Source organism: Natrarchaeobius oligotrophus, assembly GCF_003841465.1.
GTDB lineage: Archaea > Halobacteriota > Halobacteria > Halobacteriales > Natrialbaceae > Natrarchaeobius > Natrarchaeobius oligotrophus.
Genome location: NZ_REFZ01000001.1, coordinates 280485 through 303735, shown reverse-complemented (window position 1 = coordinate 303735; position 23251 = coordinate 280485). Strand labels below are relative to the sequence as shown.

Sequence of the window (23251 nt, the reverse complement as noted above, 5' to 3'; positions counted from 1 at the left end):
CGATCGGATGCGCACCGACTTTCCGTAGCTACTATACACTCACCGAGCACTCGGTCCCGGCGGGAGTCGGTTTCCGACCCCGTTTTCGACCGGGTGGAGAAGTCGATCGGGACCGACGACGATTACGAACCGGTTCTGCACGCCCCCGATCGATCCGCTCACGTCTCTTGCCGTGACGACGTCGATCCGCGTTCGACCCTTTCCCCGACGCAACGTCAACTCGCACCCGACGAGCGGATCGCCCCTTCCGTGCCGTTCTTGAGCCGTCGCCGTCACGACTCCACATGGACGCGACGATTGCCGAGTATTCCCACGGAACCGGCCGTCACTGCGGATCGACGTCGCTTCGCAACCTCGCCACCCACTACGGCTGGGGGTGCGACGAGGAGACGTGTTTCGGGCTGGCCGCCGGGCTCGGATTCACTTACTTCGAGCTGCCCGAGAGCCCTCACCGCGGATTCATCGGCCGACCGCCGCGAATCGAGGAGACGTTCTTCGACCTGCTCGAGATCGGCGTCGACCGCCACGAGGGGGAGGGCTGGCGGACGGTCCGTCGACGGCTCCGCGATTCCCTCGCGGCCGGCGATCCGGTGATGGTCTTTACGGACATCTACTACCTCGATTACTTCGGGAGCGACACCCACTTCGGGCCCCACTCGGTGCTCTGTGTCGGCCTCGAGGACGGCGGCGACACCGCCGTGCTCTCCGACACCGAGTTCGACGAGCGCCAGCGGGTTCCCCTCGAGCGACTTCGGCAGGCGATGAACTCGACGCACGGAGTTCCGCTCTCGAACCGTCACCTCGTCGTCACTGATCCCGAGCCCGGCCGGTCGCTCGAGGAAGCCGCGCCTGACGCCGTCGCCGAGATGGCTCGAACCATGCTCGATGCGGATCGGGCAACCGGGCCCGACGGTAACTTCGGCACCCAGGGACTCGCGGGTGTCAGGCGGTTCGCCGACGAACTCCCGTCCTGGGTCGAGTTCGACGATCCGCAGTGGAGCGTCCGCTTTGCCTATCAGAACGTCGAACGCAGAGGAACCGGCGGCGGCGCGTTCCGACAGCTGTACGCCGACTTTCTCGAGTCACTCGACGGGTCGGGGCCGGCGCTCCCCGCCGACGCGACGGAGCGGATGAACGCCATCGCCGCCGACTGGACGGACGCCGGGGAGACGCTCAAAGCGGCGAGCGAGCGTCCGGATACCGAGCGTATGGGTCCGACGTTGACCGACGTCGCCGAGACGGTCCACGACCTCGCGGACCGCGAACAGCGGCTGTACGAGGACTTGCTCGCGGCGCTCGAGTCGGCGTGATGCGCGAGTTTCGACCGTCGTGCGTTGCCGACGAGCGCTCGAACTGACGAACGCGAGACGCCTACGACCGGTCGAACTCGACGCCGGTGAATTCGAACCGTGCGCCGCCCGCGTCGCTTTCGGTCAGCGAAATATCCCACCCGTGTGTGAGAGCGATCTGCTCGACGATGCGCAGTCCGAGGCCGGCTCCGTTCTCGGACGTCGAGTAGCCGGTTTCGAAGACGGCGTTTCGCGCCGACTTCGGGATCCCCTGCCCGTCGTCCGCGACGTAAAACCCGTCTCGATTCGGAAGGTCGCCTACGGTGACCGTCGTTCGACGACCGCCGTGTTCGATCGCGTTTCGAACGAGATTTTCCAACAACTGCTGCAGCCGGTACGGATCGGCGCGGATCGTCCGCTCGGTTTCGACGACGAGCGTCGCGTCGTTCGTCATCACCTGTCGCCAGCACTCGCGGGTCAGCGCCGCGAGAGAGACCGGTTCGAGATCGTCGATCTGATTTCCAGTCCGAGCGAGCGTCAGAATATCGTCGATCAGCACCTCCATGCGGTCGTGTGCCCATTCGATCGCGTCGAGGTGCTCGCTCTCGCACTCCGTTCGCGCCAGTTCGGTCGACCCCTGAGCGACGTTGAGCGGATTTCGCAGGTCGTGTGAGACGATCTTCGCGAACTCCAACAGTCGTTCGTTCTTGCGTCTCAACTCCGCTTCCCGCTCGCGCTGGTCGGAGATATCGCGCGTGTTGACGACGTAGAACCCGTCGGGCGTCGGATTCGCGGAGGCGATCGATTCGACCCAGCAGTACGTTCCGTCGGCTCGCTCGTGTCGGTACTCGACGGCCTCGACCGCGTACTCCTCGCTGGCGACGACGAGCTGGAACGCCTCGACGATCCGGTCGCGATCCTCCGGGTGGAAGTAGTCCGCGACCTGTTCGCCGACGAGGTCGTTCTGGTCGAACCCGTAAATGCGTTCGATCGAGGGGCTCTCGTACTGAATGATGCCGTTTTCGTCGAGGACGGTGAGGAGATTCGTCGAGTGTAACGGAATCGTCTCGAGCGCCACCCGTTCTCCGCTTTCGGTGATCCCCCCGAATCCCCGTTCGTCGTGTCCTCGTCTACGATGCACGGTACTTCATTATTGCGACTGCGCGATCGGCCGACGGCAGGTCGCCTCGACGGTCATCGGTCGATCGAGACGGATTCCGCCCGACCTCGAGTCGACCCGCGACTCCGCATCAACCGACCGCTCGCGTACCCGCCCCGAGCCGTGGCGGGCGATCAGCAGACGACTTCCTCCCAGGCGAGGTGGTACGTTCGATCCTCGTACTCGACGAACGGAAACTCCGAGAGGCGATCCTGGACGTCGTTGTTTTCGGTCGTCGTGCCGTTTCTGGCGAGGACGTCGTCCGAATCGTACGAGAGGTCGTAGGCGTCGACCGCGTCGCCGTCTTCGACGACCGCGTCCGCCGTCTCGAGCGCCTCTGCGATCGTTTCGACCTCGGTAAATCCGTCGGATTCGGCGTCGTAAACGGATTCGCCGCCGGAGACGTTCTCGACGGCGACGACCGAGACGGTGTGCGTGGTCGGACACTCGGGCGGGTGATCCTCGTCGCTCTCGCCGGCGAGACAGCCCGGGATACCGACCGCGACGCAACCGAACGCCGTGAGGAGGGTCCGGCGCTTCATACTGAGCCTCCAGGCGCGGTCGAAAAGTGCCTTCTGGTTATCTCTCCGCCGGACGACCGAATCGTCGCTCTCTCGTCGTCGGCCCGTCGCGACGTCCGCCGGGTCCAGCTGACCGCTTTCTCAAGGTACAAACGGCGGACGACCGTATCGTCGTCCGGTGACTCTTCCCGACGATCCGTCGCTTCGGGCGCGCACGATCGCCGTCTGGCGGCGGGTCTTCGATCTCTCGTGGCCCGTCATGGCCGAGCAGGTGCTCCGGACGCTGATGCGGACGACGGACATCGTCGTCGCGGGGCTGTTTTCGCCCGCCGCCGTCGCCGCGGTGGGGCTCGCGGACATCTACGGCCGTCTGCCGCTGTGGCTCGGACTGGGGATCGGCGACGGGGCGATCGCCCTCTCGAGTCAGGATACGGGAAGCGGCGACGAGGCAAACCGCAACGAGGCCGTGACGCAGGCGCTCGTCCTCGGACTGATCGCGGCGGTTCCGTTCGTCGTCTTCGGGCTCGTCGGCAGCTACTGGGCGCTCGAGATCCTCGGCGCGGAGCGAGAGACCGTCCGGCTCGGCGGGCTCTACCTCGCTGTGATCATGATCTCCGCGCCGGCGTTTCACGTGACGATGATCGCCGCGCGAGCGATCCAGGGGACCGGCGATACGCGCACCCCGATGTACGTCAACGCGGGAGCGAACGCCCTCAACATCGTTCTCACGGTCTGCCTGGCGCTCGGCGTGGGGCCGTTTCCCGACCTCTCGATCGTCGGCATCGCCGTCGCGACGGCGTTTTCCGATCTGCTCGCTGCGGCGACGTTTCTCGCCGTCATCCACAGCCCCCGATCGGAGCTCGCGTTCGTTCGCCCTCGTCGGTTCGTCATCGCGAAGCAGTTGATCGTCATCAGCGCACCGCGCGTTTCGGAGGGGATCACCGAACTCGTCGCCGAGTTTCCGTTCAACGCGATCCTGCTCGCGTTCGGCACCGAGGTCAACGCCGCCTACCACATCGGGCGGCGAGTGTACCAGCAGGTCTCCTCGCCGCTCGCCCGCGGTTACGGCGTCGCCGCGAACATCATCAGCGGTCAGTCGCTCGGCCAGGGAAAGCCGGACGACGCGTTTTTCGACGGCCTCGCGGCGGCCGCACTCGCGGTCGTCACCGTCGGCGGGCTCGGAGCCGTCCTGTTCGTCGGGGCGGAGTGGATCGTCCTCGCGTTCACCCGAGATCCCGAGACCATCGACTACGCCGTCGACTTCGCTCGAGCGTACGCCGTCTCGACGGTGCTCATCGCCTGTTACGTCGTCCTCGCGGGTTCGCTCCGCGGCGGGAGCGAGAGCCGTCCGCCGTTCGTGGCCAAGGTCACGGGCGCGCTGTTTTTCTTCCTCGGCATCACGTACGTCTTCGGCGTCCACTTCGGGTACGGCGTCGTCGCCGCCTACGTCGCTATCGTGGCGGACTTCGCCTGGCGGAACGTCGTCGTCGGCGGCGTCTACCTCCGACGAAACTGGCTCGAGCGCGGTGCGTCGATGATGCGCGAGCGCGGGAGCGCCAGTGGAGACGAGTAACGGGGTTGTCCAGTAGCTGTCTCGATCGGTGCCAGAAACGTTGGAAAATGTTAATATCCTGGGGCCCGTGTCTCTACTTGCTCGGGGAGTGGGGGGGTAAACACGTTACCGGTCATCCAACCGTTGCCAACGTCTCCCCGGGCGTTCTCAGCCGATCGACGAAAGGCCAGTCCGTTCCGACGAACGCTCGAGCGACCGCGAGCGTCGCCGATCACCGCATCGGCGGATCGAACTCGGTTTCCTCCGGCAACCCCGGCTCGTCCAGGTCGTCTCTGACCGCGCTGTAGGTTCTGCGGTAGCGCGCGATCTTCCGGTAGAGGTAGTAGCCGATCGCGAGGTCGAACGCGATCACGTACCCGACGAAGGCGAGCTCCGGGGAGACGGGATACAGCGAGGCGACTGCGCCCGGGACGATCCCGACCGTCGTATTGTAGATCGCGTGAACGATGGAAGCGACCAGTAATCCTTTGACGACCAGCGGACCGGCGTACTGCGGATTGAACTTCGCGAGTCCGAGGTAGTAGCCCGCGATCGCGGAGTAGATGACGTGTCCGGGACCGACGAGCGCGCGAACCGTCGCGATGCCGGTCGCCGCGGTGAACACGCCCGCCTGGGCCTCCGCGACCGTTCCGGCGATGTAGATGGCGTTTTCGATCGCGGCGAACCCGAGACCGGCGATCGCTCCGTACACCGCGCCGTCGATGACCGCGTCGAACGTGTCGCTCCTGTAGGCGAAGACCCGCACGGCGAGCAGTTTCACGGCCTCCTCGACGGGACCGACGATCAGGAAGAAAAAGAGCACCGTTCCCACGATCGGGATCGCCTCGAACCAGGGCCGGGTGACGGAGTTGACCACCGCGGCGAACGTCGCGAACAGCACTGCCAGTACGAACGTCGCCACGAGCAGTCCAAGCGGTTCGTTCGAGGTGATGTCCGTGTACCAGATGAATCCGGCGAGCAGCGCCGCCGGAACGACCGACAGTCCGAAGAAGATTCCCAGCAGCGGCCGCTCCGCGACGAGGATCGCCGGCTGGACGAGCAACAGGAGGGTGATCGCGAGCGCGACCGCGAGCACGATGGCGCGAAAGCCGTAGCTGATGGCGCTGTAGATGGCGTACGCGAATAGATCCAGCGCGGATCGCGGCTCCCACGTCGAGACGTCGTAGAGGTCGGTCGACTCCTTGTCGGCACGCTCGACGGGGTCCCGCCTGCGTTTCATGCGAACCGGTACGGTCTCCTGACCGGTAAGCGTTCGCCGTCGCGAGCGTGAACGAGTCCCCGCTCCGACGCCGATCCTCGCGTTTCGAACCGCCGCTCGCGTCCGCTCGAGTCGACTCGGAATCCACAAAGGGGCCCCGCTCCAACGTGGGCGTATGCACTTCGACCAGCGAACTCAGCGGGCGCTTCGCGACGTCGGTCTGGAGACGGAGGAGCTCCGGGCCGCCTCGCGGGCGGTCGTCGAGGCCGTCGAGGAGGACGCGGCTGCGCTCGAGGCCTTTTTCGACGAACGCGAGACGGTCTACTCCGACATGGAGATGGCCCACTCGAGCGCGACGTATCCGAAACACGCCGTCGAGTCGCTCGACCTGACGACCCACGCGGACGAGATGCGCGGCTGGCTCCGGTTCGACACGTGGGGGGTCTACGTCGAGGACGGCCGGCTGCTGTCCAACGACACCGTGGAACTGACGCTCGGGCCGACGATCCACGACAGGGTCAGGTTCGCGCCCGACCGCGACCTCCTATGACGACCGTTCGAATCCGGGGCATCTACGCCACGGCGATCACCCGCTGGATCGAGGAGAACGGCTTCGAGACGGTCCAGGCCTCCGAACCGATCCGCGAGCGGTTCGATCGGTCGTTCGAGTCGGTCCCGGCCGACGTCCGGATCGAGACGACCCGCGACCGCCAGGGGCTCGAGGTCTCCGGCGCTCCCGACGCGGTCGAGTCGGTCGCGGACGAACTCGAGAACGTCGGCGTCGACACCTTCCGGTGGACGGCGGACGCTCCACGTGGGGCGGTCTTCGACGCCGAGGTGCTCGAGGCGGCCGGCGGCAGCGGCGCCGCGGTCGACCTCGGCGGCGGTCGGCGCGGCTATCTCCGGTACGACGACGTCGACGGCTACGTCGACGAGGGCGACCGGTACCGGGTGCAGGTTCGCGAACCCGCGCCGCCGTGGGACGACGATCGGCCGCTGGTCGAGCCGACGCTCGAGGTCGAGAGCGGCCTCTGTTTTCTCTCGCGCGACCGGACCGGCGTCTCGGCGGCGCTCCGGGGCGAGCGCGCCGACGAACTCGTCGGCATGACCGACCTGCTCTCGACCGACGTTCCGTCCGGCTGGGGGCTGCGCTGGCGATCCGCGGCGACCGACGCGGACCTCGAGACGATGGGACGCGCGCTCGAGCGAGCCGTCGAGCGAGCCGAGGAACTCGAGTCGGCGCTCGAGGACGCGCCGGAGGCGCCGTCCGAACCGGCTCGCCTCGTCGCACCGGGTCGGACGGCGTGGCTCTGGTTCGGCCGCGAGTCTCGCTTCGCGCTCGACGACGCGCGGCGCGCCGTCGAAACGACGATGCCGGGCCACCACCGGACGAAGGCGGCCGATCGGGCCGCGAGCGCCGCCGTCGACTTCGCCGAGGCGGTGTGTGGCTCCGCCGACGCCGCCCCGGTGTCCGACGGATCCGACGACTTTCCGTTCGACGCCGTCTCGCGTCAGTTCGGGCCGACGACCGGCGACCGCCTCGAGATCGGCCACGGCAAACCCGACGGCCGGCTGATCTCGCTCGGGTACGGCGACGTCACCGATCGGGATCCGGACGGCCGGATCACCCTCGAGCGGTCGATGCGCGGCGGCGGGACGTACGACGCGCTCGACGTTCCGAAGGAGGACGGCGACGTCGCGGTGACCAAGTTTCGCGAGGGCCGCTGGTGGTACCCGACGACCTACCGGAGCGCCGACGGCTCCGCGAAGGGGACGTACGTCAACGTCTGTACGCCCGTCGAACTGTTCCCCGAGACGATCCGGTACGTCGACCTCTACGTGGACGTGATCAAGCGACCGGACGGAACCGTCGAAATCGTCGATCGGGCGGAACTCGAGGCCGCAGTCGCGGACGAACTCGTCGCCGAGAACCTGGCCGAGAAGGCTCGAAGCGTCGCGACGGCGGTCGAACGGGCGCTCTCGGAATAGTCGGAGGCGGTCGCAACGAACTCAGTCCGACGCCGTCGCGAGTTCGTCCGCGGCGTCGGCCGCCGGGAGCAGGTGAACGTAGTCGTCGAGGTCGAGAGCGAACTCCCGCGGCGTCGACGGATCGATCCAGAACAGTTCGAACTCGGAACCGTCTTCGTCGCCGCCGTCGGTCACCGTGTGGATCCACCGATCGCGCGGTTCGTGAACCCTCGAGTGAAAGAAGTTCCGAACGTAGCGTTTGGGCGGGCGGCGACGCCTGGTCCAGACGTCGGTCGACAGGTGACGCGTCGCGCTCAACGTTGCGAGTCCGCTCTCTTCGCACACCTCGCGAAACAGCCCCTCCCTCGGCGACTCTCCCGGCTCGAGCGTCCCCTTTGGGATCTGCAAGCCGTCGTGGCCCGGCCCCTCGAAGACGAGCAACTCGCCCGTCCCTCGAGTGACGTAGGCGCACGCTTTCCGGACGTACGTGACGTCTCCCATGATACTTAGTCTCACACCGTCGCCACGTAAAAGCGTATCCGCAAGGTCATTTTAGGTGATTAAGGGTATATCGGTCGAGCGGCGCACTCACCGGCGACCGCCGCGGCGCGACGGCGGTTCGGCGAGCGCCGACCGGATCACCCTGGATTCGCCCTTTCGAAGGTGTTCGGCGGCGGTACTCGGCGCACACCCGATCTCCTCCGCGACGTCCTCGTGGCTCGCCTCGCGGGGGACCGCGTAGTATCCAAGCGAGAGCGCGGCCTCGAGCGCCTCGCGCTGGCGGTCGGTGAGTACCGACTCGAGCACGCCGGGGACGGCTGTCATACCGCCGACCGCCGTGACGGTCGCCTCGACCGGCTCCGGAACGTCGTCGAGGGCCGTCTGGATCTCCGCTGCGGGACCGAACACCGTACACGAGACCACGCCGTCGCCGTACTCGACGGGCGGAACGACCACGACCGGACTCCGCGAGACGGCGTCGATCAGTTCCCGGAGCGGTTCCGTCGTCGCGTCCCTGACGTACGCGTAGAAGGCGTCGCTCCCCGCCGGCGCGAGCGCGTAATCGAGGACCTCCGGTATCCGCTCGAGGTGCTCCCGAAACGTCTCGATATCTCCCTCGACGTAGTGCACGATCCCGAGTTCGTCTCCGGCGACGTTCCAGTGCATCGCGGTCGCTCGCTCGACTTCGGTCGCGCCGACGAGCACGTCGTACATCGGGTGGATCTCGGCTTCGCGTCCAGCGGCATCGAGAGTCAGCCCGACGCGTTTCATACGGGAACGCTCGCCGCAGTCGACTTAAATCCTCCAGACGGATCCGGGACCAGCGATACGTCGCCCCGGAACCGACTAGTACGCGATGTCCGATCCCGTGCGAACGCTGTTGACGGGAGCGACCGGAACGCTCGGACGGGCGTTGCGCCCTCGGCTCGTCGAGGCCGGCCACGACGTTCGCGCAGCCAGTCGATCGCCCCGGTCGGCTGCCGACGGCGTCGAGTGGGTCGAACTCGACCTGGCCGACGGAACCGGCCTTCCGGAGGCCCTCGAGGGCGTCGACGTCGTCGTCCACGCGGCGTCAGCCCCTCGCGGCGACAGCGAGGCGGTCGACGTCCGCGGAACCGAACGGCTCCTCGAGGCGGCCGCTGCCGAGGGAGTCTCGAACGTCTGTTACGTCTCGATCGTCGGCGTCGACCGGATTCCGCTCAGTTACTACGAGCACAAACGCGAGGCCGAACGACTCGTCGAGGAGCGTCCGGTTCCCTCGACGATCGTTCGCGCCACGCAGTTTCACTCGTTCGCATTCGAGTTGCTCGAGACGGTTTCGCGGCTGCCGATCTGGCCGCTACCGACGGCCGTCCGGATCCAGCCCGTCGACGTGGGGGAGGTCGCCGCCGCGATCTGCGAACGGGCGACGCTCGAGCCCGCCGGCCGGGTGCCGCCCGTCGGCGGCCCCGAGGTTCGAACCGTCCGCGAGCTCGCCAGTGCATACCGCGAGGCGAAGGGGCTGGGCCGACCGATCGTCCGACTTCCCGTCCCGGGCTCCGCTGCCGCCGCGTTTCGCAACGGCGAGGCGACGTGCCCGGACCGCGCGGTCGGTACCGTCTCGTGGGAGGCCTGGCTATCCCGCCGACTCGATTCCTGACACGGGCCATCGGGCCCGCGTCCGGGTGCAATCGCGAACGGTATGCGGATGTCCCGGAGCCGGCGGACAGCAGCTCGTCCGACGCGGCGGCGGAGCCGACTCGAGGGTCACGGCGGCCGACGCGGTCTGCGGCGACGGTTCGCCGGCTTCGGGCGGCGCTCGTCCGCGACGTCCGTGCGCACCGATCTCGACGGCGATCGGATCGGAGAAATGAAAGACGCGTGGACGCCGAATTCGGGAGGTCCAAGCCGAATCCTCGAGGTGCCGATGCGGACGTCGGCGCGGGAATCTGCCTGCTCGGGTTCGGCGCTACCTGCGCCTCCCGGGTGACAGTATAACTACAAGTATGTTCAAATATCTGCGTTTGTGAATGCGGAGAACGATAAACAACTGACGTTTGTCGCCTCTCCTTTGGAATATCGGTCCGATATTTCATACGGACTTAAGTAGAGTCAGGGATGTGATACTGTCATGGAGTGGGTGGTTTCGGTTCCGGTGATTGTCGTTCTCACCAGCGGAGCGCTCGCGCTCGTGGTCGCGCTCGAGGCGATACGTCACCGACCCAATCCGATGGCGTGGCCGCTCGCGGTGTTACTGGGCGGTGCCGCGGCGTGGGCGTTGCCGTACGGGTTGAGCATCGGTGCCACGAACCCCGAGTCGGTGTACCTCTGGAACCGGATCCGGTACCCCGGAACCGTGCTCGTCCCCGTCGCGTACTTCGTCGTTGCGACGACCTACGCCGGCAAGACCGAGTGGTTCTCGAAGCGGGTGTACGCGGCGCTTTCGGTCGTTCCCGCGCTCACGCTGGTCGCCATGTTCACCAATCCGCTCCACGGATACTTCTGGCGTTCGACGACCGTGGTGCGAGCCAACGGTGCCTCGGTCGTGGCGTTCGAGCCCGGCGCGCTCTTCTGGCTCAACCTGTTTTACTCCTACGCGCTCGTCGGCGCTGGGCTCGCGATGTTGGCCTTCGTTTTCGTTCGGTCCGGCGCGATCTACCGAAAGCAGTCGGCTCTGCTGATGATCGGTGGGGTCGTTCCGCTGGCGACGAACGTGGTCGTCAACGTCGTCACCGAGACGGGGTCGACCATCGATTTCACGACGACCGCACTGACCATCTCGGGTGGGACGTTCGCGGTCGCACTCTTTCACTTCGACCTCCTCGATCTCCGGCCGGTCGCGAGGGACAAACTCGTCGAGGAGCTCGACGACGCGGTGATCGTGGTCGACCGAACCGACACCGTCGTCGACGTCAACGACGTCGGGAGGCGCGTCCTCGACGATCCCGAGATCGGTGATCCGATCGCGGACGTCCTTCCCGACGGCAGCGACGGTTCGCTCCCCGAGACGCTCGCGAGCGGGGACGGAGAGTTCGTCGTCCGGACGGAGGGACGAACGCGCATCTACCGACGACGATCGACGACGCTCACCGATCGGTTCGACCGGCGGACCGGTCGCATCATCTACTTCGACGACGTGACCGACCTCGTCGAGCGCGAACAACGGATCAGCGTCCTCAACCGCGTTCTCCAGCACAACGTTCGAAACGAGCTCTCGCTGGTCGTCGGCCACCTCGATTCGGCCGCCGAGACGGCGACCGAGCCGACGGCCGAACACATCGACGCGGCCAGAGAGAGCGCCATGCAGGTGGTCGACCTCAGCGACAAGGCCCGAACGCTCGAGCGGACGATCACCGCCTCGGGTGCACGCGAGGTCGTGTCCGTTTCGACCGTCGTCCGTCGCGTCCTCGACGACGTTCGATCGACGTACCCCGACGCGACGTTCGAGATGGCGGTTCCCGACGAGCCGATCCGGGCGACCGTCGCGTCCGAGATGCTACTCGAGGCGACGCTCGAGAACCTCCTCGAGAACGCCGTCGACCACAACGACTCCGACGTGCCGCAGGTGGCCGTTCGGATCGACCGAACTGCAGACAGCGTCCACCTCTCGGTCCGCGACGACGGATCCGGGATTCCCGACGTCGAGCGCCGAGTTCTCCACAACCTGACCGAGACGCCCCTCGATCACGGTAGCGGGCTCGGCCTCTGGATCGCCGAGTGGACGGCGACGCTCTCGGACGGACGACTCTCGATCTCGGAGCACGACGGAGGCGGCGCGCTCGTGACGCTTTCGGTGCCCGTCGCCGAGGAGTGACCGCGTCCGTCGAAAACAGTTGTACCGCGAATTCGGCCGCCGACGAGGTCGGCCGGACGAACCGCCGCGCCGTCGTCAGTCCGCCGCGAGCTTGTCGAGACCGGCGGATTCGATATCCGCGCCGTCGACCGACGATCGGAGCGCGTCCATGCCGTCGTCGCGATCGATGTCGAAGTCGTTCCGGTACAGTTCGTCGACCCGGTCCATCTCGTCGTCCGTGAGTTTCGCCACGTCGCTCGCCGCCGCCCACTCGTCGACGTCGTCGGTCGTCCGGAACGTCGGCGTGACGGTCGCGACCGGATCGTGCGAGAGCAGCCACGCGATCGAAGCCTGTCCCATCGTCCGCTCGCCGTCGCGTTCCAAAAACCGTAGTTTCTCGAGTTTCTCCCAGCCGGTTTCGTACCACTCGTCGGGACGGAACCCGCGGTGATCTCCCTCGCCGAGTTCGGTGTCGGGCGTCACCTGCTCGTTCAAAATTCCCGAGGAGTGAGGGACGCGCGGAATCAGGCTCGTCGAAGAGCCGGTCTCGTCGACCGTCTCGAGGAAGTGGTTGCCGACCTCCTGTTCGAGCACGTTCCAGACGAGCTGGACCGAGTCGAACGCTTCTTCGATCGCGAAGTCGCCCTCCGCGAGCCAGCCGATCGAGGGACCGAGCGCGAGGCCCCTCGCCTCGATTGTCCCCTCCTCTTCGAGTTCGTCGAGCAACTCGAGGACGTCGGGCGTGATCTCCTCGACGTTGGCGTTGTGCAACTGGAGGACGTCGACGGAGTCGACGCCCAGGCGCTCGAGGCTCCTCTCGACGGCTTCTCGCAGGTAGTCGGGATCCATCTCCTTGGGGAGTTCGCCGTGGCCGGCCTGCGGGTTGTTGTAGAAGTCGTAGCCGACTTTGGTAGCGATCGTCACCTCGTCGCGAACGTCCGACAGGGCCTCCCCGATCAGTTCCTCGCTTCGACCGTGGCCGTAGACGTCGCCGGTGTCGAAGTACGTTATCCCCCGGTCGACGGCGTGGCGGATCATCTCGATCGCGTCCTCTTCCGTTCGGTCGCCCCACCAGTCGGTGCCGACGACCCACGCGCCGAAGCCGACCTCGCTGACTTCGACGCCGGAGTCGCCCAGTTCGCGGTATTGCATACGCCCCCTTCGTAGCGCGACGACTTATGGCGTACGGAACGGGCGAGCGGACGTTCCGAACGGGTTCGGCGATTCGACTCGATCCCGGCAGCTTCGAACGTGGAACGATCGGTGCGCTCTTGGTCGCCGATTGACTAGTCCGTGCATGGACGACGCTCGCGGGCGGCCGATCGGACGCGTCCTGGTCGCCGTCGTACTCGCCGTCGCCGTACTCGTGCCCGTCGTGATGTGGCGGTTGACGGTCGAGCCCGATCGTCTCACCGTCGGCACGGGCGTCGTGGCGGTGTTGCTGGTGATCGGGTCGATCGCGCTGCCCGCGTTGCTGTTCTCGCGGTGGCAGTCGGCCGATCCCTGACACCTGATCGCGGCCCCGGTCCGCGTCGAACGCTTCCGCTCGGGACCGGCAAGCCGGACGCACAACCGAACCCCTATCAACTCCGCGGGCAATACCTCGAGTATGACAAAGCGGTACGTCTCTCTCCCCGAGGATGCGGAGACGGGTATGCGCGAGTTCATCGACGAGGTCGACCGGCGGCTCTCGAGCGGCGAGGACACCTGTTCGGTCGTCGAGGACGTCCTGATCGACCTCTCCGGAGACAGGGAGGCGTACGACCGCTGGCAGGACGGTGCGTCGGTTTCGGCGGCGACGAAAGTGCGTCTGCAGAGTTACGATCCCTGTAACACCACGTTAGAGAGCGAGTACTACGCCGAAAAGGACGAGGACGAGTTCAGACGGTCGAAGCACCTCCAGTGGCTCTGGCGGCAGTTCGACAGCCTCCCGATCGCGGACAACGTGGAGTTCGCCCTCCGGTTTCGACGAATGCTCGCGGATCACCTCTTTGCCGACTGCGGAGAGAACTGCCGCTTTTTCAAGGGAATCACGTTCACGTACGGCCACAACATCACGATCGGGGACAACGCGGTCGTCCACGACGACGTTCACCTCGACGACCGCGGAAGGCTGACGATCGGCGATCGGGTGTCGATCTCCGACGGCGTCCACGTCTACAGCCACGACCACGACGTCGTCGACCAGACCGCGGTCCGAAACTACCACACCATCGTCGAAGACGACGTCAGGCTGACGTACGACTCGATGGTTCGGGCCGGAAACAAGGTCGGCGAAAACGCTATCGTCGGTGCGCGCGGCGTCGTTCAACACGACATCCCCGCCCACCACATCGCGGTCGGCATGCCGGCTCGGAGCGTCAAGATCAAACCCGGCTGGGAGTCGGTCGCGACCCCGCTCGAGGAGGCGGGCGTCAACAGACAGGATCAACGCCGCCTCGAGTACGATCTGCCGGACGACCTCGACGTCTTCGACGAGTTCGAGCGCGACCTTCAGCCGCCCCACTAATTCACCCGACGCTGACCCTTCGCGTTCGCTGAATCGGGGAACACCCAAGTGTCTTGCGAACGTATGACACGGTGATGGAGCTCTGGGGTTGGCTCGTCGGCTACGTGGTCCTGTTCGCCCTCCTCCATCTGGTACTGTACTACGTGTACGCCCGCCGCGACGACGGCGAGGGAACGAGTTCGCCCTCGTTCGCCGACCCCAACCGCGCGCGGTCCCAGTCGGCACCGGGGCCGGACCGGTACCCGCGAGCGACGGACGACGTCCCCGGGGTCGATCCGCCACCCCGGGACGCTCGCGACCTCGACGGCGAGACGATTCGCTGTCCCCACTGCAGCGCGCGCAACGCGGCGGATCAGACGTTCACCTACTGCTGGCACTGCGTGTCCACGCTTCGTCACTGAGAACGACCGTCGCGAAGCGGTGACCGTACCGCTCCCGAACCGGCAGAACGCGCCCGTTCGCCGTCGGAGATCCCCCGTCTCACTCGCGATCGGGCTCGGACAGGGCCTCCTCGAGCCGATCGAGGTGATCGACGCCGACCACGGCGACGAGATCGCCTCCCGCTTCGTGCTCCCGCAGCCTGTCGACCATACAGCGCTCGCGGGTCTCGTCGCGGTACGAAAGCGCGGTGCCGTCCGTCTCGACGCTTCCGAGCAGCGCCTGGACGGTTGCGACGTGCGAACGTTCGTGTGCGGCCTGCTCCGCCGGCGGGTCGGTGTGCGAGCAGTCGTACTCGATCGGATCGTCGCGCGCGACGGTCATCGACGTCGCGTGGGTTAACGTCGCCGCGACGCGACAGGCGAGCGCCTCACGCGTCGCGCCGCCGACGCTCGAGACGAGCCGCCGCGCGGTCGCGGGCGAGACCCGGTCCGCGACCAGCCGGGTCACGAGCCGCCGGAGAAACGACCAGTTTGGCGCGTCGATGCCGACGACGTCCGCACCCGCCGCTGCGCCGATCGCCGCGCTCATCTCGCCGCCGAACCGGGGGGAGCCGTCGGCTCCCTCGTCGGCGGCGTACGCCCGGTACAGCGGGACGGCCGCCGGCGGCAACTCGAGCGCCAGCACGTCCGGATCGACCGCCTCGAGGACGCGCTCGACGCGCGCGACGCTCGCCGGGTGGTCGTGGACCACGCCGAGGAGATACACGTTGCCGGCCGGTCGTCGGAGCCGCCGGCAGAACTGCTCCGTGATGCGGGGGTCGTCGAGCGATGCGAAGAGGGACGGGGAATCGTCCATTGATCGAGTGGTAATACGTTACTACCGGCATAACCCTTCTGTTGTCCCGCTCGCTCCGTTTCCGTCGTTCGATGACGAGCGAGAAAGCGGAAATTACCGACGTAGCGACGACTCGAGGCGCAGTAACGAACTGGTGAACGGCCGAAACGATTTCGGCGGTTTATGCTCGGATCGTCCGTTCGTCGCCGTTCGGGACGTCGATCCGACGCGTCGCGGGGAGTGGAGACGAGCGAACGAATGACGAGAGAAACGTTCACCGAAGCGGACGAGGGGAAACGCGTGTTGAACGCCGACGGGACCGAGGTCGGCATCCTCGTCGCGGTCGAAGAGCGCCGCGCGTACGTCGATCCCGATCCGGGACTCGTGGACACCGTCAGGGCGAAACTGGGCTGGGGAACCGTCACCGAGGAAACCCATCCGCTGGACGAAGGGAGCGTTCTCGAGATCACCGACGACGCGGTCTACCTCCGCGGAATGCTCTGATCTCGTCGTCGACCGGCGGCCCCTCCGAGAACCGCGAGCGGGAAACAGTCGGGTCGTCGTCGCTCGAGGCGGCGAACTGCGCCAGGAGTTCGCGGACTATCGCAACGCGCACTGAGCGGATAGCGCGGGAGGAGCGATCGTCGACCGAGGTCGCGTCGGGAGAGCGATCCGTCGAGCAGGACGTCTAGACGCCGGTCGAGTAGCGCAACAGGCCGGCGAAGCCGCCGAAGGCGTCGTAGAGCTGTTCGCCCTTCTCGAAGTCGGTGGAGATGAACTTGGTTTCGGTCCCGCGCTGTTCTGCGATTTCGATCAGGTGATCGATGGCGTCCTCGCGGTCCTCGTCGGTCGCCTCGACCTCGCTTTCGCACTCGCTGCAGGTGTGCTCGGGCGTGAACTTGCGCCGATCGATGACCTCGCGGTCGGTGTTTCCACACTCCTCGCAGTCGTAGCTGACGACGTCCTTACGCAGGTCCTCGCTGATCAGCAGCCGGTCGACCGCGCCCATCATCAGGTTTCGGCGGGTCTGCTCGAAGCCGTACGTCGCGAGCTCGCCCGCGTTGAGTTCCTCGAAGAACTCCTCCATCTGTCGTTTGTCCTTCATCACCTCCGCGTCGGCGAGGGCGTCTTCGGCGTTGTCGACCAGATCCTTCAGCCCCGACTCGTCGGTGTAGGCGACGTCGAACTTGCCGAGCACCTTGTCCTGGATCTCGTGGTGGAGGTAGTCGCCGTCGAGGAACTCGTCTTTCGTCGGGGAGGGACCGCCGACGAGGATGCCGTCGAGGTCGTGGCGTTTCGGGACGAAGAGGTCGTTTGCCATCCCCGCGACCTCCTGATAGAAGTTGTCGATCGCCTCGAGGCGCAGGCGGGCGAATCGTTGTGCGGACTGGCCACCCTTTCGCTGCTTGCCGGGGACGAGCGACGAGGCCGACTTGACGGGTTCGATGCGTTTCCCCTTCAGCCAGCCGACGTTCGCCTCGCGACGATCGAGGACGACCAAGCCGTACAGTCCCTTGTCCGCGAGCATCTCCTCGAGTGGCTCCGTCAGGAAGTCGGAGTCGCAGTGGTACCGGAAGGATTCGACCGGCTGGGGCGGGCTCTCGAGTACCCTGGTGACCATATCGGTCTGGCCGCCGCCGGAGTCGACGGCCCCGGAGAACAGCACCATCCCGTTCTCCGGCGGATACGTGTCGTAGTACCGCAGCCGATCCTTGATGCTCGTCAACGCGTCCTGAACGTTGGTTCGGGTCTGCTTGGACTTGATGTTGGCCGCCTCGCTGTGTTCCTGGGTCACGTGCTGGACGACGTCGCTGACCTGTCGGTCCTCCGGAACGTAGATCGTCACGAGCTGCGTTCCGGACCCCTCGTAGTTCGTGAGATCCTCGATGACCTTCCGGAACTCGTATTTCTTCCGGTCGGACTGCTCCTGCTCGCCCTCCTGGCTCATTGGCCGTACAAAACGGTGCTGTAGCTAAGTATTCTTTGAACGCCGTCGAATCGCGGACCGCCGTCGATTCGGGCTCGCCGACGAATCCCGTCGTCCGACCGCAAACGGGGGTAAGATTCACGGTGTTGCCGTTCCACTGTCCGGACAGTATTCGAGTATGTCCCACGAGACTGTCTATGCTATCGCGAGCGGAAAGGGCGGTGTCGGGAAGACGACGACGACGGTGAACCTCGGGACGGCGCTCGCGCTGGCAGGCGAGCGCGTCGCCATCGTCGACACGGACCTCGGCATGGCGAACCTGGCCGGATTCGTCAGCCTGACTCCCGACGCGACGACCCTGCACGACGTGCTGGCCGGCGACGTGTCGATCGAGGACGCGACTTACCGCCTCGCCGACAACATCGTCGCCGTTCCCAGCGGAACCGACCTCGACGAGTACGCCGAGACCTCGCCCGAAGGGCTTCGGGAGGCCGTCTCGGAGCTTCGCTCGACGTACGACTTCGTCTTTCTCGACGTCGGTGCCGGCATCAGCCACGAGACCGTCCTCCCGCTCGGCCTCGCAGACGCCGTCGTCGTCGTCTCCACTCCCGAACCCGCCGCCGTCCAGGACTCCCAGAAGACCGTCGAGTTGACGGACCGCGCCGGCGGCGATCTCGCCGGGCTCGTCGTGACCCGGACGCATCCGGACAGCGACGTCAGTTACGAGGAGATCGCCGACAGGCTGGGCGTGCCGTTGCTCGGGACGGTTCCCGAGGATCCGACCTCCCGCGAGAGCGTCTACGCCGGAACGCCGCTGGTCGTCTACGATCCGGACAGCCCCGCGTCCGATTCCTACCGTCGGCTCGCGGCCGACCTCGCCGGGATCGAGATTCCCGATCAGTCGGCCGACGACGCGGACGGCTCAGCAGTCGATGCGACGCCCGACGACGCGGCGGTCGATGCGACCTCCGAGGACGCCGGCGACGCGGCGGTCGATGCGACACCCCACGCGGACCGATCCCCGGACACCTCCGAGACCGAAGCGGCCCACGACGACGTCTCGAGTGCGATCACGGAAGCCGAATCCGATCCGTCGTAGCCCGTCCGGCGACCGCGTCGTTCGTCGACGGCTGACCCCCGCTCGTCGCGGCGGTGGAGACCGGCTAACGGATCGGTAGGCACCGATTGGCCTCGCCGGTACGCCGTCCGTACTCCCGATTTCTTTCGAAAGCTGTGACTACCCTCGAGTCCGAACGATCGTCGATTCCGGAAAGTAATCGATTCCGAACGCCGGTTCGCCGATCGATCGCCGTAACTCGAAAATTCCGGCGTATCAGACATCAATTCTTCTGAAACACTGTTGAAAGAACGAACGACGACGGCTGATCAACGACTCCGGAGGTACGAGCTAATTACTAATCCGGTCGTCTCTCGACCGCTCGACCATGGAGCGACGAAAAATCCTCCTTGGCAGTGGAGCCGCGCTCGCTACCGTGCTCGCGGGCTGTTCCAGTACAGAAACCGGCGAAGAGATCGACGACGATGACGACGGAGACGACGGCTACGACGGCGGTGACGACGGTGACGATGGCTACGACGACGGTGACGGCGACGACGACATTCCCGGCTTCGACGGCGACGTCGAAACCGGCAGCGAGAAAGTGACCATCACGCAGGTCGAACGCGAGGGCAACAGCATCGGCGTCGTCGTCCAGACCGAGACCACCGATACCGACGAGCTGTACGCCGAACTCGAGGAAGTCGCACACGACCTCGCGTACGCGATCTCGGACCCCGACCGGTTCAAAGACGAGGTCGAGACCATCGAACTCTACCTCGAGCGCGACGGTGCGCACGTGCTCGGGCTGTTCGTCGACGTCGGCTGGGCGCTCGACTACCTCGAGGGCGAGATCTCGAGGGACGAACTCGCGAAGAAGGTCCTCGAGACGAAAGAGTAGCCGCTTCTCGTCCGCCTCGAACTGTCGGCGGCTCGACCTCCGTTCCCGTCGACGATGCTCGACACGTCCGGCAGACGGACGTCTCGAGTGCGGACTATCCGCGAGCGACTGAGCCGCCCGCGACATCGGGCTAACCGCAGGTCCGGTCGCACCGTCGCACCGTTTTCGAGCCGATCGTCACATCGACCGGGGTGCGGCCACGCCCAGGATAGACAGCGCGTTCGCGATCGTGTGTCTGGACGCCGCCACGAGCGCCAGTCGCGCGTCGCGTCGGTCGGACCCGACGTCGTCTCCGAGCACCGGACACTCGCGGTAGAACGCGTTGAACCGATCGGCGAACTCCCGCGTGAACGTCGCCACCCGGTGCGGTTCCAGGTCGTCGGCGGCTTCGTCGACCACCGCCGGAAACCGCGCGATCGTCTCGAGCAGGTCCCGTTCGGCGGGCGTCTCGAGCAATCCGGCGTCGAGTGACTCGAGTTCGACGTCCTGTTCGGTGAGATCGACGTCGGGATCGAGGCCCGCCTCCTCGAGAATGCCACAGCAGCGTGCGTGGACGTACTGAACGTACGGCGCGGACTGGGCCTCGAAGTCGAGCGCGCGTTCCCACTCGAAGGTGATCGCTTTCGTCGGCTGCTTCGAGACGACGTCGTACCGGACCGCGCCGATGCCGACCTGGTGGGCGATGCGCTCGATGTCCGCGTCGTCCAGATCGTCGTCGCGGATCCGATCGTCCAGCCGGGTTTCGACCTCTCTGCGCGCTCGGTCGATCGCCTCGTCGAGCAGGTCGTCCAGGTCGACGCCCGTCCCGCGGCGCGTCGACATCTTTCCCTCGGGAAGGTTGACGTAGGAGTACAGCACCTGTCGAAGCTCGTCGGTGTCGTTGCCCAGCAGTTCGAGCGTCGTCCGGAGCTGTCTGGCCTGGAGCTTGTGGTCCTCGCCGAGGACCGTCACCGCGCGATCGTAGTTTTCGAACTTCCACTCGTGGTGGGCGAGGTCGCGCGTGGCGTACAGCGAGGTGCCGTCCGACCGCAGGAAGACCAGGTTCTTGTCGATCCCCCGTTCTTCGAGATCCAGCTGCCAGGCGTCCTCTTCGTAGACGGCCTCGTCGAGTTCCTTGAGACGGGCGACGAGGTCGTCGGTGTCGCCGTTGCGCATAAAACGCGTCTCCTTGACGAACTCGTCGAACTCGGCGGGGAGGCGCGCGAGACACTCCCGCATGCCCGACAGCACCTGGTCGACGACGTCGCTGACCCGCTCGTAGGTCGCTTCGTCGCCGCGCTCGAGCCCCTGCATGATCGACTCGATCTCGGCTTCGGCGGCTGCGGCCTCCGGCTCCGACGCGTTCTCGAGGAACGCGTTCCCCTTGCGGTAGTACCGAACGAGGTCGTACTCGATCCGGTCGCGTGCCGGCTCGTCCTCGAGATCGTCCTCGTCGAACGTCTCGTAGGCCCACGTGAACACCGCCATCTGCCGGCCGGCGTCGTTGACGTAGTAGTGGCGGTCGACGTCGTAGCCGGCGTACTCGAGGAGATTGGAGATAGCGTCGCCGATGATCGGGTTTCGCGCCCGCCCGACGTGGACCGGCCCCGTCGGGTTCGCGCTCGTGTGTTCGACGACGACTGACTCCTCGCGGTCGTCGAGCGCGCCGTACTCGGCGTCGGTGGCCGCCTCGAGCGTTCCCGCGAAGTACGAATCGCTCGGCAGGAAGTTGAGGTAGGGCCCCTGCGTCTCTACCGCAGAGACGGACGCGAGATCGTCGACGTCGATCTCGTCCGCGATTCGACCCGCGATCGCCGGCGGCGGCGCGCCCGCCTCGCCGGCGAGGCGAAACGCCACGCTCGAGGCCAGGACGCTCTCGACGTCCTCCGGCGGTTCTTCGATCCCGAGATCGTCGGTGGGGAACTCGAGTGTCGAGAGCGCCTCCTCGAGGGCGTCCTCGACTTCCGTGCGTAGAGAGAGGAACATACCCGCCCGTATTCAGGGGGGAACTAAAGGAATGTCGGGTTCACGTTTCGAACGGGAGGTCGCCGAGAAACGCGTCGCTCTGGTAATCGAGGTGATCGAGCCGGGGTCCGAGCAGCTCGCGCACCAGGACCACCAGCGGATTGTCCCGTCCCTCGCCGATCAGGCCGACTTCGCGTTTCGTTTCCCCGCGTTCGTTCCAGAGACCGACGGCGACCCGCTTTCGATCCGACACGATGAGCCGGCTCAGCGCGGTCGACTTCGTTCGATCGTTCATCCAGTCGAGCTGTGGCTCCCACACCGTCGCGTTCGGGAGGTGCTCTCGGAAGAACCGGCGCACGCTCCGTGCCGTCCCGCCGGCGTAGAAGTCGACGCCGCGTCCGATCGCGTTCTCCGCATCCGGGAGGCAGTCCGGACCGAGCAACTCGTCGGAGGTGTAGATGAGAAACAGCTCCTCCTCGGTCCTCTCGGCCAGCTCCCGTCCGTACTCGAAGATCGCGTCGCGTCCCTCCAGAAGTCCGATCTCCGGCGTCGTTCGCTCGTCGCCGCCGACTCGAGCGAGCAGTTCGTCGATCACCTCGAGTTCGCGCCACTGGGCGTCGCGTTCCGCGGACGCGTCGGTGACCACCCGCTCGTCGGCGTCGTACTCGAGCAGCCCGGCCTCGTCGAGTTTCGGCAGTCGGTCGTGGTGAAGCGTGAGTCGACGGTCGTCCAGCCGATCGGTGTACGCGGCCGCTTCGCAGATAGCTGCGTCCTCCGACACGAGGCGCTCGGCGATCTCGCTGAGCGTCACCGGATTCGTCGCCTCGTCGACGATATCGAGAACGGCTCGATTGACGGGATCGGAGAGTACCCGAACGACTCGTTCCTCGTGGGATTTCATGATAATGGATCGGATACCGAGCCGAATAAGTGTGGTTATTGGCAACACGCGCCAATATGTTAAATGTTATCGGCAAATGTCTGCGAGACAGACAGTTTCGACTCGCACACGAACGTGAGAAGCGAAAGCGTCCGACGCATCGTCCGGCGCTTCGGTGTACTACGCGAATCGGTCGGCCACGTCCCGAAACCGATCTTCGTGAATCGGTCGGAAGAGTTCGTCGGTGGCGTCGAACTCCGACGGCGTCCAGAACCGCGCCGTTTGCGCATCGCTGCCGGCCGTCGGCGTCCCCCGGGTTTCCTCGCGGTCGACGACGTAGTGGATCATCGTGACGTGCTTGCCTCCCCGGGGCGGTAACGCCGTCGCATCGAGAATTTCGAGGGCGTCGGGATCGACCGTCACGCCGGTCTCCTCGGCGAGTTCGCGCGCGGCCGCTTCGTCGGGATCCTCGCCAATCTCCATGTGGCCGCCGGGAAGCGTCCACTCGCCGACGCCGGGCGGAACGGCCCGCTTGACGCAGAGAATCGACGGCTCGAGCTCGCTGCGATCGACGACGGCGACGCCAGCGCAGGGCACCGGATTGTGCCAGATCACGTCGTCGCAGGAGGGACACCGTTTGCGGTCGCGGGCTTCGACGGTGGTCGTCTCGAGGCGAGTTCCACAGTGCGGGCAGTACTGAGGCGGTCGGCTGACCATCTACCCGACCGTTCGGCGGTGACCGTCCAAAAGGTATCGAACCGACCCGGCGGTGTCGGCTTCGCTCGTGCGGTCTGTTGTACCGAGTTCCCGGTGCAACCGCGACCGTTCAGGGGTTAC

At 66.2% G+C, this 23251-nt stretch carries 23 protein-coding genes; 12 read left to right on the top strand and 11 right to left on the bottom strand.

Translation table 11 applies throughout. The annotated features are described in order from the left end of the window. Window positions 1-284 precede the first annotated feature (284 nt). Window positions 285-1310 carry a BtrH N-terminal domain-containing protein gene (locus tag EA472_RS01550; protein WP_124189755.1) on the top strand — a complete coding sequence of 342 codons (1026 nt, stop codon included), beginning with the start codon at window positions 285-287 and terminating at the stop codon, window positions 1308-1310. Between the two features lie 61 nt (window positions 1311-1371). Here EA472_RS01550 and EA472_RS01545 read toward each other — a convergent pair whose 3' ends face one another. After that, a complete protein-coding gene (locus EA472_RS01545) occupies window positions 1372-2430 on the bottom strand; it encodes a sensor histidine kinase (protein ID WP_243637743.1) in 1059 nt (352 codons plus the stop codon). A gap of 152 nt (window positions 2431-2582) precedes the next feature. Continuing rightward, window positions 2583-2990 (bottom strand): hypothetical protein, encoded by a 408-nt coding sequence (locus EA472_RS01540; RefSeq protein ID WP_124189754.1) that lies wholly within the window; start codon window positions 2988-2990, stop codon window positions 2583-2585. 238 nt (window positions 2991-3228) lie between these two features. Between EA472_RS01540 and EA472_RS01535 the strand changes: the two genes are divergently transcribed. Continuing rightward, entirely contained in the window at window positions 3229-4542 is a 1314-nt protein-coding gene (locus tag EA472_RS01535) for an MATE family efflux transporter (protein ID WP_124189984.1), read from the top strand. 211 nt (window positions 4543-4753) lie between these two features. Here EA472_RS01535 and EA472_RS01530 read toward each other — a convergent pair whose 3' ends face one another. Next, window positions 4754-5761, bottom strand: coding sequence for a PrsW family intramembrane metalloprotease (locus EA472_RS01530; RefSeq protein ID WP_124189753.1), 1008 nt, complete (start codon window positions 5759-5761; stop codon window positions 4754-4756). 154 nt (window positions 5762-5915) lie between these two features. Here EA472_RS01530 and EA472_RS01525 point away from each other — a divergent pair, with 154 nt between their 5' ends. Then, a complete protein-coding gene (locus EA472_RS01525; RefSeq protein ID WP_124189752.1) occupies window positions 5916-6290 on the top strand; it encodes a DUF7532 family protein in 375 nt (124 codons plus the stop codon). After that, window positions 6287-7729: a DUF402 domain-containing protein gene (locus tag EA472_RS01520; RefSeq protein WP_124189751.1), complete on the top strand. Its 1443-nt coding sequence runs from the start codon at window positions 6287-6289 to the stop codon at window positions 7727-7729. The genes EA472_RS01525 and EA472_RS01520 overlap by 4 nt, the downstream gene beginning before the upstream one ends. Before the next feature lie 21 nt (window positions 7730-7750). Here the strand turns inward: EA472_RS01520 and EA472_RS01515 are convergent, their stop codons facing one another. Together EA472_RS01515 and EA472_RS01510 are read right to left on the bottom strand one after the other, a co-directional pair. After that, on the bottom strand, window positions 7751-8209 hold the full coding sequence (locus tag EA472_RS01515; protein ID WP_124189750.1) for an NUDIX hydrolase: 459 nt from the start codon (window positions 8207-8209) through the stop codon (window positions 7751-7753). Between the two features lie 87 nt (window positions 8210-8296). Beyond that, window positions 8297-8980, bottom strand: coding sequence for a helix-turn-helix domain-containing protein (locus EA472_RS01510; RefSeq protein ID WP_124189749.1), 684 nt, complete (start codon window positions 8978-8980; stop codon window positions 8297-8299). Between the two features lie 85 nt (window positions 8981-9065). Here EA472_RS01510 and EA472_RS01505 point away from each other — a divergent pair, with 85 nt between their 5' ends. Both EA472_RS01505 and EA472_RS01500 read left to right on the top strand, forming a co-directional pair. Further along, on the top strand, window positions 9066-9848 hold the full coding sequence (locus EA472_RS01505; RefSeq protein ID WP_124189748.1) for an SDR family oxidoreductase: 783 nt from the start codon (window positions 9066-9068) through the stop codon (window positions 9846-9848). Between the two features lie 471 nt (window positions 9849-10319). Beyond that, window positions 10320-12002, top strand: coding sequence for a sensor histidine kinase (locus EA472_RS01500; RefSeq protein ID WP_124189747.1), 1683 nt, complete (start codon window positions 10320-10322; stop codon window positions 12000-12002). 75 nt (window positions 12003-12077) lie between these two features. Here the strand turns inward: EA472_RS01500 and EA472_RS01495 are convergent, their stop codons facing one another. After that, window positions 12078-13133 (bottom strand): aldo/keto reductase, encoded by a 1056-nt coding sequence (locus EA472_RS01495; RefSeq protein WP_124189746.1) that lies wholly within the window; start codon window positions 13131-13133, stop codon window positions 12078-12080. A 145-nt stretch (window positions 13134-13278) separates the two neighbouring features. Between EA472_RS01495 and EA472_RS01490 the strand changes: the two genes are divergently transcribed. The 3 genes from EA472_RS01490 to EA472_RS01480 all read left to right on the top strand — a co-directional run bounded on the left by EA472_RS01490 (window position 13279) and on the right by EA472_RS01480 (window position 14891). Beyond that, the gene (locus EA472_RS01490; RefSeq protein WP_124189745.1) at window positions 13279-13488 is read left to right on the top strand and encodes a hypothetical protein; all 210 of its coding nucleotides are present in this window, start codon (window positions 13279-13281) and stop codon (window positions 13486-13488) included. Window positions 13489-13590: 102 nt separating this feature from the next. Next, a complete protein-coding gene (locus EA472_RS01485) occupies window positions 13591-14490 on the top strand; it encodes an acyltransferase (RefSeq protein ID WP_124189744.1) in 900 nt (299 codons plus the stop codon). A 74-nt stretch (window positions 14491-14564) separates the two neighbouring features. Further along, window positions 14565-14891: a DUF7577 domain-containing protein gene (locus EA472_RS01480; protein ID WP_124189743.1), complete on the top strand. Its 327-nt coding sequence runs from the start codon at window positions 14565-14567 to the stop codon at window positions 14889-14891. Window positions 14892-14970: 79 nt separating this feature from the next. Here EA472_RS01480 and EA472_RS01475 read toward each other — a convergent pair whose 3' ends face one another. Then, complete coding sequence (locus EA472_RS01475; protein WP_124189742.1) at window positions 14971-15726, bottom strand: hypothetical protein; 756 nt, start codon at window positions 15724-15726, stop codon at window positions 14971-14973. Between the two features lie 237 nt (window positions 15727-15963). Between EA472_RS01475 and EA472_RS01470 the strand changes: the two genes are divergently transcribed. Continuing rightward, on the top strand, window positions 15964-16209 hold the full coding sequence (locus EA472_RS01470) for a PRC-barrel domain containing protein (RefSeq protein ID WP_124189741.1): 246 nt from the start codon (window positions 15964-15966) through the stop codon (window positions 16207-16209). Window positions 16210-16393: 184 nt separating this feature from the next. Here EA472_RS01470 and prf1 read toward each other — a convergent pair whose 3' ends face one another. After that, window positions 16394-17653 (bottom strand): peptide chain release factor aRF-1, encoded by a 1260-nt coding sequence (prf1, locus tag EA472_RS01465; RefSeq protein WP_124189740.1) that lies wholly within the window; start codon window positions 17651-17653, stop codon window positions 16394-16396. A 157-nt stretch (window positions 17654-17810) separates the two neighbouring features. On the opposite strand from prf1, the gene minD reads away from it, so the two are divergent. Together minD and EA472_RS01455 are read left to right on the top strand one after the other, a co-directional pair. Then, window positions 17811-18731, top strand: coding sequence for a MinD/ParA family ATP-binding protein (gene minD / locus EA472_RS01460; protein WP_124189739.1), 921 nt, complete (start codon window positions 17811-17813; stop codon window positions 18729-18731). Between the two features lie 346 nt (window positions 18732-19077). Beyond that, entirely contained in the window at window positions 19078-19590 is a 513-nt protein-coding gene (locus EA472_RS01455; protein ID WP_124189738.1) for a hypothetical protein, read from the top strand. A 177-nt stretch (window positions 19591-19767) separates the two neighbouring features. Here the strand turns inward: EA472_RS01455 and argS are convergent, their stop codons facing one another. The 3 genes from argS to EA472_RS01440 form a co-directional block, all read right to left on the bottom strand. Continuing rightward, a complete protein-coding gene (argS, locus tag EA472_RS01450) occupies window positions 19768-21555 on the bottom strand; it encodes an arginine--tRNA ligase (RefSeq protein WP_124189737.1) in 1788 nt (595 codons plus the stop codon). Between the two features lie 40 nt (window positions 21556-21595). Next, window positions 21596-22435: a DUF7344 domain-containing protein gene (locus tag EA472_RS01445; protein ID WP_124189736.1), complete on the bottom strand. Its 840-nt coding sequence runs from the start codon at window positions 22433-22435 to the stop codon at window positions 21596-21598. A gap of 159 nt (window positions 22436-22594) precedes the next feature. Continuing rightward, window positions 22595-23131, bottom strand: a complete 537-nt coding sequence (locus EA472_RS01440; protein ID WP_124189735.1) for an NUDIX domain-containing protein — start codon at window positions 23129-23131, stop codon at window positions 22595-22597. Between the last annotated feature and the right edge of the window lie 120 nt (window positions 23132-23251).